Here is a 9,397-nt window from a genome sequence, read left to right as displayed (position 1 = left end):
ATCGGGGAGAGCGTGTCCCGCCGGTCGCTGTTCCGGCGGGGGAACGGGGTCGAAGGATGTCGTAGGCGGCTGATACGAATGCCGTCATGACCGAGCACCCCGGCACCCTCCCCGGCCTCAGCCCGTCAGCGGTCGGCCGGGCAGAGGTCGGGTCGGGGGCTTCCCGGTCGGGAGTTTCGCGCTCCGCGGGTTCCGGTTCGCCGCGGCCGCTCGCCGCGCGGCTGCCGGTGGCGCGGGTTGCCGTCGACACTGCGCTCGCCCATCTCGACCGTCCCTTCGACTACCTCGTGCCGGCGGACCTGGCTGACCTGGCGGTGCCGGGATCCCGGGTCCGGGTCCGGTTCGCGGGCCGGCTGGTCGACGGGTTCGTGCTGGAGCGTCGCGAGAGTTCCGACCATTCCGGTCAGCTCGCGCCGCTGGCCCGGTCGATCTCGCCGGAGCCTGTGCTGTCCGAGCCCGTCGCGAAACTCGCCCGCGCGGTTGCCGATCGTTACGCCGGCACGCTGGCCGACGTCCTCCGGCTCGCCGTGCCTCCCCGCCACGGCCGGGCGGAGGCTGCCTCACCGAGGCCCGAGGTCGTTTCGCCGGGGCCTGCGGCTGTCGCACCGGGGCTTGAGGCCGTGCCGCCGGAACCCGGCGAGTGGGGCCGCTATCCCACGGGTCCGTCGCTGCTCACCGCCCTGGCGGCGGGCAGGTCACCAAGGGCGGTCTGGTGGGCCCCGCCCGGCCCCGCCTGGCCGGAGATGATCGCCGCCGCGGCCGCCGCCACGGCGGCGTCCGGTCGCGGCGTACTCGTCGTCGTACCCGATCATCGTGATGTCGACCGGGTCGAGGCAGCGATGGTCGCTGCGGTCGGTCGGGAGACCACCGTCGCACTGCGGGCCGATCTCGGCCCGGCCCGGCGATATCGCGCGTTCCTCGCGGTCAGCCGCGGACAGGCGCGGGCGGTGGTGGGTACCCGCGCGGCGATGTTCGCGCCCGTGGCCGAGCTTGGCCTGGTGGTGGTGTGGGATGACGGTGACGACCTGCATGCCGAGCCGCTGGCCCCGTACCCGCACGCCCGAGACGTCGCCGTCCTGCGCTCCCGGCTCCAGGGGTGCGCGCTCGTGATCGGCGGGTTCTGCCCGTCGACGGATGCCGAGGCGCTGGTGCGCACGGGGTGGGCGCACCCGGTGGTGCCGCCCCGGGAGCAGGTGCGCGCGCTGGCTCCCCGGGTCGAGGCCACCGGCTCCGACCTCGAACACGCCCGTGACCCCGCCGCCCGGGCGGCGAGGCTGCCCTCCCTCGCGGTGCGGACCGCCCGGGATGCGCTGGCTGCCGGTCTGCCGGTACTGGTCCAGGTGCCGAGGAGGGGATACCAGCCGTCACTGGCCTGCGCGGACTGCCGGCGGCCCGCCCGGTGCCCGCACTGTCAGGGGCCGCTGGGCCGGGCGGCGGGCGGCGGTGCGCTCTCCTGCCGGTGGTGCGGCCGTCCGGTCGCCGCGGCGGTCTGGCACTGCCCGTCCTGTTCGGGCCCGCGGCTGCGCGCCTCGGTAACGGGAGATCGTCGCACGGCGGAGGAACTGGGACGGGCCTTTCCGGGCGTTCCGGTCCGCACCTCCGGCCGGGGCGGGGTGCTCGCCACCGTGCCCGCAGAACCGGCCCTTGTAATCTCGACCCCGGGGGCGGAGCCCATGGCGGACGGCGGCTACGGGGCGGTGCTGCTCCTCGACGGCTGGGCTCTGCTGGGCCGTCCCGACCTGCGCGCGGGGGAGGAGACTCTGCGCCGGTGGACCGCCGCCGCCGCGCTCGCCCGGCCCGCCGCGCGCGGGGGGCGGGTCATCGTCGCGGCCGATGCCGGACTAGGGCCGGTCCAGGCGCTCGTCCGTTGGGATCCTGGCACGTTCGTCGCCCGGGAAGCCGACGAGCGGGCGGAGCTGGGGTTCCCGCCGGCGACCCGGATGGCGTCCGTAGCGGGCACCGCCGCGGCGGTCGCGGAGCTGCTGGCCGCCGTCGAGCTTCCCGACGGCGCCGATGTGCTCGGGCCGGTACCGCTGCCCCCCGCACCATCCGCGCGGGCCGTTCCCGACGGCGCGAACCAGGGCGATTCGTCTGCCGTGGGTGCCGGGCGGCGCGGCCCCGACAGCGCCACCTCCGGCCCGGAGGAGATCGAACGGGTCCTGATCCGGGTCCGGCGTGAGCGCGGTGCGGCCCTCGCGGCCTCGCTGCGATCCGCTCGCGGCGTCCTCGCGACCCGGCGAACCACCGGCCGGTTACGGATCCAGCTCGATCCCCTGATCCCCGGGTAGCGCCGGTATGGTCTGGTTCGCACCGCATACCACGGCCCGGGTACGCGCCATGGCTCATGATCTTCGGCCGCGGGCCCGGTCCGGACCGCGGCCGTCCGCCATCTCCGAGCGTCGGCGGGGTACGGTCATCGGCGGCGACAGGCCTGTGGACGTCAGCCCGTACTCCCCGGCCGGAGAACGGCGGGATGCTCCCGGCCCGGTCGGACACCTCGGATCGATGACCCCCGGAGACGGTCACGGCGTCGGCAATGACGTCGCGACGGATCGGTGCTTCGCGTATGCGTCTTGTTTTCGCCGGTACCCCGGCGGTGGCTCTGCCCAGCCTGCGGGCGTTGATCGACAGCCCGCGCCATGACGTGGTCGCGGTTGTCACCCGGCCCGATCGGCCCTCCGGGCGGGGGCGGAAGGTGAAGCCGCCCCCCGTCCACGTCCTGGCCGACGAGGCCGGCATCCCGGTGCTCAGCCCGGACCGGCCCCGGGACCCGGAGTTCCTGGCCACGCTCGCCGGCCTCGCGCCCGACTGCTGCCCGGTGGTGGCCTACGGCGCGTTGCTACCGCCCGCGGCGCTCGCCATTCCCCGCCACGGTTGGGTGAACCTGCACTTCTCCCTGCTGCCGGCCTACCGCGGGGCGGCTCCGGTGCAGCGCACCCTGCTCGCCGGGGACGACCTGACCGGCGCGAGCGTCTTCCAGATCGAACCGGCGATGGACTCCGGTCCGGTCTACGGTGTCCTCACCGAGCGGGTTCGGCCGACGGACACCTCCGGTGATCTGCTGGACCGGCTCGCCGAGGCTGGCGCCGGGCTGCTGGTCGCGGTGATGGACGGCATCGCCGACGGGACGGTGCGGCCCGTGGCCCAGCCCGCCGAGGGGATCTCCTTCGCGCCGAAGCTGACCGCCGAGGAGGCCCGGATCGACTGGACGAAGCCGGCGATCGCGGTGGATCGGCTGGCGAGGGCCGCCACTCCCGCGCCGGGAGCCTGGACGACGTTTCGCGACCGGCGGCTCAAGATCGGTCCGGTGCGCCTCGGTGCGGTGTCCGGCCGGCCGGCCGGGCCGGTAGCGCTGCCCACCGGGCTGCCGGCGGGGGGGCTGCCGGCGGGGCAGATCATGGTGCTCCCCGGCGGGGACGTGGCGGTCGGCACGGGCACGAGCCCGGTGCTCCTCGGCGAGGTGCGTCCCGAGGGGCGAGGCCCGATGGCGGCCGCGGCCTGGGCCCGCGGGGTCCGGATCGCCAAGGGGGAGACCCTCGGCGCGATCGGCGCGATGCCGGTCAGTGGAGGAACGTCGTGAGATCGGCCGGTTCGCCGGGCACCCGTGGGCCCCGGCCAGCGTCAGGCGTCGACCGGCCGCGGTTGCTGGCCTGGGAGGTGCTGCGGGCGGTGGACGAGCGCGGCTCCTACGCCAACCTGTTGCTGCCGTCCCTGTTGGCGGGCAGCGGGCTGTCCGCCCGGGACCGCGGGTTCGTCACGGAGCTCGCCTACGGCTCCCTGCGTGCGCAGGGCACCCTCGACGGGGTGCTCGACACGGCGACGAGTCGACCCGTCCACACCGTCGACCCGCCGGTGCGCGACGCGCTGCGCCTGGGCGCCTACCAGCTGCTGCGGACCAGGGTCCCGGCCCACGCAGCCGTGGCCAGCACCGTCGAGCTGGTCCGCACGACGAGTGGCGAGCGCCCGGTCCGCTTCGCGAACGCCGTGCTGCGTCGGGTGGCCGCCCGGGTGGCCGAGACCGGCGGCGATCTCGCCACGATGCTGTCCGCGCCGCGGTTCGACGTCGACCCTGTCGGTCACCTGGCGGTCGTGACGACGCATCCCCGCTGGATCGTCGAGGTCGTCGCGGAGGCCCTGGCCGGCGACCTCACGGCGACCCGCGCCGCGCTGGAGGCAGACGACGTCCGACCCGCGGTACACCTGGTCGCCCGTCCGGGCCGGGTCGACCGTGACCGGCTGCTCGCCGAGGCCGCGCAGGCAGGTCTGACCGCCCGAGTCGGCCCCTACTCGCCGTATGCGGTACGCCTCGACGGCGGGGACCCGGCGGGGTTGCCCGCCGTGGCCGCGGGCGCGGCTGCCGTGCAGGACGAGGGCAGCCAGCTCGTCACCCTGGCCCTGGCCCGCGCGGTGACGGTGGGCCGTGACCTCGGGCTGACCATCGACCTGTGCGCGGGCCCCGGCGGGAAGGCGGCCCTGCTCGCCGCGCTGCTCGGCGGCTCCGCCCCATCGGACGGGCCGGGTCTGCCGGACGGGCCGGGTCTGATCGCGGTCGAGCCCCGGGCGACCCGGGCGGCCATGGTGGCCCGGTCCCTGGGCGACGCGGCGCGGGCCTGGACGGTACGCGCCGACGGCCGGGCGGTGCCGCTGCGGCCCGATGGAGCCGACCGGGTGCTGGTCGACGTCCCCTGCACCGGCCTCGGAGCACTGCGGCGCCGGCCGGAGGCCCGATGGCGGCGGACCTCGGCCGATGTGGCCGCGCTCGTCCCGCTCCAGCGTGCGCTGCTCGTCGCCGCGCTCGACCTGGTCCGCCCGGGCGGGGTGGTGGCGTACGCGACCTGTTCCCCGCATCCGGCCGAGACCGTCGAGGTGGTGCGTGGCGTGGCCGGACAACGCGCCGACACCTCCATCCTCGATGCCCGCCTGACCCTGCCGGAGGTCGACCGGCTCGGTGACGGCCCGTTCGTCCAGCTCTGGCCGCATCTCCATGGCACGGATGCGATGTTCGTCGCCCTGCTGCGCCGGGTCGACAGCTGAGGCGTCGGACCCGGGAGCCGATACCCTCGCGAAATGGCCACCGCCCAGATCTACCCCAGCCTGCTCGCCGCCGACTTCGGCCGGATCGCCGACGCGGCCCTGGCGGTCGAGGGGCAGGCCGACTGGCTGCACGTCGATGTGATGGACTACCACTTCGTCCCGAACCTGGCGTTCGCGCCGGACACGGTGACGGCCCTGCGCGCGGTGACGGATACTCCGCTTGACTGCCATCTCATGATCGACGATCCCGACCGCTGGGCGGCCGGGTACGCCGAGCGCGGCGCGGCGAACGTCACCATTCACGCCGAGGCCGTGTCCGACCTGCCCCGCACCACCAGGGCGATCCGGGCGGCCGGGGCCCGCACCGGCCTCGCTGTGAAGCCGAACACCCCGGTCGAGCACTATCTCGATGACCTGCACCGGTTCGACCTGCTGCTGCTGATGACCATCGAGCCGGGTTTCGGCGGTCAGACGTTCATGACCGAGGTGTTGCCGAAGATCGAGGCCGCCCGGCGCCTGCTCGACGCCCGTGGGCTGGACCTGTGGCTGCAGATCGACGGCGGGGTCAACGCCGAGACGATCGAGCGGGCCGCGGTGGCGGGTGTGGACGTGTTCGTCGCCGGCACGGCCGTCTTCGGGGCGGCCGATCCGGGCCAGGCCGTCGAGCGGCTGCGTGAGCAGGCGCTGCGGGCGGCGCCCCGGCTGTCCCCGCCCGCGCCACGCTCGGCGGTCGGGCCGGCGTGACCGCGTCCGGCGGCTTCACCGGCGTCCGGCGGCTTCATATGCCAGACTTGAGGCAGTACAACTAGCAGCACGCGCGCTCCGGGGTCGGTGAAATTCCGAACCGGCGGTGACAGTCCGCGACCCGTCCGCAGGTACTGGGACGGCTGACCCGGTGGAATTCCGGGACCGACGGTGAAAGTCCGGATGGGAGGACGCGCGCGGGCCGAGTGCCCGCGGTGGTCGTTGACCGCTCGCGGGCGCGTGTCGGCGTGAGCGTGCCGGCGTGGTCCCGCGTGGTTTTTCCTCGCCCAGGGTGCGGGTGCCCGGGAGCGAGGGGCACGGGTCGGATGTTTACCGGCATCGTTGAAGAACTTGGCGTGGTGACCGCGGTGGATGCGCGGTCGGAGTCGGCGGCACTCACCATCGCCTGTCAGACGGTTCTGGGTGATGTGAGTCACGGCGCGTCCATCGCCGTCAACGGTGTCTGTCTCACGGTGACTTCCTTCGCCCGCCCGGGGCTCGACGGGGGCGCCGAGACCGCTACGGCCGGCGGCCCACCCGGCACAACGGACGGCCCGTCGGCGTTCACTGCTGACGTGATGCGAGAGACGCTGGTGCGTTCCTCTCTTGGGAAGCTCGCCGTCGGTGACCGGGTGAATCTCGAACGTCCCGTCCGGCTGGCGGACCGGCTGGGAGGCCACCTGGTCCAGGGGCACGTCGACGGCGTCGGTACGGTCCTCGACCGGCAGCCCGGTGAGGGCTGGGAGTTCGTGCGCGTCGCGCTCCCCGAGGGGCTTGACCGCTACCTCGTGGAGAAGGGCTCGGTGACGGTGGACGGGGTGAGCCTGACCGTCGTCGACATCTCGCCGGCCGGTGGCGACTCACCGGCCACCTTCACGGTCAGCCTGATCCCCACCACGCTCGAACTGACCACGCTGGGTCGCCGTGCGCCGGGTTCCCTGGTCAACATCGAGGTCGACGTGCTGGCCAAGTACGTCGAGAAGCTGCATGCCGGCCCCATCGAACCGAACGGACGACACCGATGACGACATCCGCGGCCGGCGCCTCCTCGACGGCCACCCTTCCCGCCGGTGCCCTTCCCGCCGGCTATGCCGACGTGCGGTTCGCCGCCATCGAGGACGCGCTCGCCGAGATCGCCGCCGGCCGCCCGCTCGTCGTCGTCGACGACGCCGACCGGGAGAACGAGGGTGATCTGATCTTCGCGGCGGAGGCCGCGACACCCGAGCTGGTCGCGTTCATGACGCGGTACACCTCCGGTGTGATCTGCGTGCCGATGGACGCCGCCGACACCGACCGGCTCGAACTGGACCAGATGGTCCCGCACAACACCGAGCGGATGGGCACCGCGTTCACCATCACCGTGGACGCCCGCGACGGCGTCTCCACCGGGATCTCCGCCGCCGACCGGGCCCGCACCATCCGGTTGCTGGCCGACCCGCGGACCACGCCCGGCGACCTGAGCCGGCCGGGCCACATCTTCCCGCTGCGGGCCAAGGACGGCGGGGTGCTGCGCCGCCCCGGCCACACCGAGGCCGCGGTCGACCTGGCCCGGCTCGCCGGGCTGCGGCCGGCCGGTGCGATCTGCGAGATCGTGAACGATGACGGGACGATGGCCCGGCTTCCCCGGCTCGCCGAGTTCGCCCGCGAGCACGGGCTGCTGCTGATCTCCATCGCCGATCTCATCGCTTACCGTCGGCGGACCGAGAAGCAGGTGGTGCGGGTTGCGGAGGCGTCGCTTCCGACGCGTTACGGGGCGTTCCGGGCGGTCGGATTCCGCAACATCCTCGACGGCGTCGAACACATCGCGTTGATCCGCGGCGAGCTCGGTGACGGCGAGGACGTGCTGGTCCGGGTGCACAGCGAATGCCTCACCGGGGACGTCTTCGGCTCCCGGCGCTGCGACTGCGGAACCCAGCTCGACGCGGCACTGCGCATAATCGCGACCGAGGGGCGCGGAGTGGTGCTCTACATGCGGGGCCACGAGGGCCGGGGCATCGGCCTGATGCACAAGCTGCGGGCCTACCAGTTGCAGGACGCCGGCCACGACACCGTCGATGCCAACCTCGCGCTGGGCCTGCCGGCCGACGCCCGTGACTACGGCACCGGGGCCCAGATCCTGGTCGACCTCGGCGTGCGCGGCATCCGGCTGCTGTCCAACAATCCGACGAAGCGGGCCGGGCTGGAGGGCTACGGCCTGCGCATCGTCGAACTCATCGGGATGCCGGTCACCCAGACGCCGGAGAACCTGCGCTACCTGACCACCAAGCGGGACCGGATGGGACACGTCATTCCCGGTCTGCCCAGCATTCCCGGTCCGCCCGGCCTTCCGGGTCCACCCGGCCTGTCCGATCTGCCTAGGGCCGTGGGCGAGGACGAGCCGGCCGGCTCGCGCTGGATCCCGGGGGCGCCGAGGGCGCCGAGGGCGCCCGTCACCTCCGGCTGCACGGCTGTCGCGGGCCCGGGTACGTCCGCCGGGGTCGACTGTGCCGAGGGAGAGGGTCTGTGAGCGGCCTCGGGGCTCCCGCGGAGGTGCTTCCGCCCGTCGAGGGCATGCGGTTGGCGGTGGTCGCCACCCGGTGGCACGCCGAGATCACCGATGCGCTGCTCGCTGGCGCGCTGCGCGCCGCGAAGGACGCGGGCCTCGCGGCGGCACCCGCCGTCGTGCGGGTCTCCGGTGCGGTCGAGCTTCCCGTGATCGCCGCCGCGTTGGCGGCGCGGCATGACGCCGTCGTCGCTCTCGGTGTCGTCATCCGGGGCGGCACCCCCCACTTCGACTACGTCTGTCAGTTCGTTACCGCGGGGCTCGCCCGCGTCACCCTCGACGCCCGCGTCCCCGTCGGCTTCGGCGTGCTCACCTGCGACACCGTCGAGCAGGCCCGGGACCGCGCCGGGCTGCCCGGGTCCAGCGAGGACAAGGGCCGGGAGGCGACCCTGGCCGCGCTGGACACCGCCGCGGTGCTGCGCGATCTGGAACTCGCCGGCTGAGCTTCCAGGCCGTCACCGACCGAAACGTTCCGCATCAGGAGTTCACACACACGGTGCGAGGCCGATCCGTCCGCGTGACATGCTCTCGGTATGGTGTTGCCGTCACATGGCGATTCGAAGTGGATCGGGTGTGCCGGTCGTGTGTTCGCTGCTCGTGGCTCTGATTCCGGCTGTCCCGATCAGTCCGGTGCTCTTGTCGGGACGGCCGGTTACACGAGACTGTGGTCTCACGTCGTATCGGTGCCCTTGCGCTCTGGCGTCATACTTCGCGGTGGGATCGGCGGAGGTCCCGTCGGCCGGCACACATGGGGGCGGGGGTGGCGCGGATGGTAAGTCACGGTGGGAGTTGGAACGGTGACGAGGCGTTGGCGTCGACCGGCCCGGTCGGGGGGAATCCGGAGGCCGGGGAACGGATCGCGGGCGGCCCCGGCCGGCGGGATCCCGACGCGACCGAACCGGGTGGTGGCGGGGACGCGCGCCCCATCTCGCTGCTTGGCCTACGACTGACCGAGCCTCAGGCACCCCGTAACGCGCTGGTTACCCGTCGTCCCGCCCGATCACGTCCGGGCGGGACCCGTTCGGAGCCCGGTACCGGTCGGACAGGGGGCCCCTCCGGGGGGCGCGGGAGCAGTGG

Annotated in this window: 7 protein-coding genes and 1 riboswitch; all 7 genes read left to right on the top strand. The window is 74.0% G+C overall.

Annotated features, from left to right (window positions below; translation table 11 throughout):
- Nucleotides 1–86: 86 nt before the first annotated feature.
- Nucleotides 87–2,288, top strand: coding sequence for a primosomal protein N' (locus AC08OX_RS10885; RefSeq protein WP_476607702.1), 2,202 nt, complete (start codon nucleotides 87–89; stop codon nucleotides 2,286–2,288).
- Between the two features lie 278 nt (nucleotides 2,289–2,566).
- The gene (gene fmt / locus AC08OX_RS10880; protein ID WP_476607701.1) at nucleotides 2,567–3,580 is read left to right on the top strand and encodes a methionyl-tRNA formyltransferase; all 1,014 of its coding nucleotides are present in this window, start codon (nucleotides 2,567–2,569) and stop codon (nucleotides 3,578–3,580) included.
- On the top strand, nucleotides 3,577–5,034 hold the full coding sequence (locus tag AC08OX_RS10875) for an RsmB/NOP family class I SAM-dependent RNA methyltransferase (protein WP_476607700.1): 1,458 nt from the start codon (nucleotides 3,577–3,579) through the stop codon (nucleotides 5,032–5,034). The genes fmt and AC08OX_RS10875 overlap by 4 nt, the downstream gene beginning before the upstream one ends.
- A 33-nt stretch (nucleotides 5,035–5,067) precedes the next feature.
- On the top strand, nucleotides 5,068–5,778 hold the full coding sequence (gene rpe / locus AC08OX_RS10870) for a ribulose-phosphate 3-epimerase (protein ID WP_476607699.1): 711 nt from the start codon (nucleotides 5,068–5,070) through the stop codon (nucleotides 5,776–5,778).
- A gap of 69 nt (nucleotides 5,779–5,847) precedes the next feature.
- Nucleotides 5,848–5,977: riboswitch (FMN riboswitch) on the top strand.
- 127 nt (nucleotides 5,978–6,104) lie between these two features.
- Nucleotides 6,105–6,803, top strand: coding sequence for a riboflavin synthase (locus tag AC08OX_RS10865; RefSeq protein ID WP_476607698.1), 699 nt, complete (start codon nucleotides 6,105–6,107; stop codon nucleotides 6,801–6,803).
- A complete protein-coding gene (locus tag AC08OX_RS10860) occupies nucleotides 6,800–8,284 on the top strand; it encodes a bifunctional 3,4-dihydroxy-2-butanone-4-phosphate synthase/GTP cyclohydrolase II (protein WP_476607697.1) in 1,485 nt (494 codons plus the stop codon). The genes AC08OX_RS10865 and AC08OX_RS10860 overlap by 4 nt, the downstream gene beginning before the upstream one ends.
- Nucleotides 8,281–8,763: a 6,7-dimethyl-8-ribityllumazine synthase gene (gene ribH, locus AC08OX_RS10855; RefSeq protein ID WP_476607696.1), complete on the top strand. Its 483-nt coding sequence runs from the start codon at nucleotides 8,281–8,283 to the stop codon at nucleotides 8,761–8,763. The genes AC08OX_RS10860 and ribH overlap by 4 nt, the downstream gene beginning before the upstream one ends.
- Nucleotides 8,764–9,397 lie beyond the last annotated feature (634 nt).

It is taken from the genome of Frankia sp. CoBUL1 (assembly GCF_978021245.1).
This window is presented reverse-complemented; position numbering and strand designations above follow the sequence as displayed.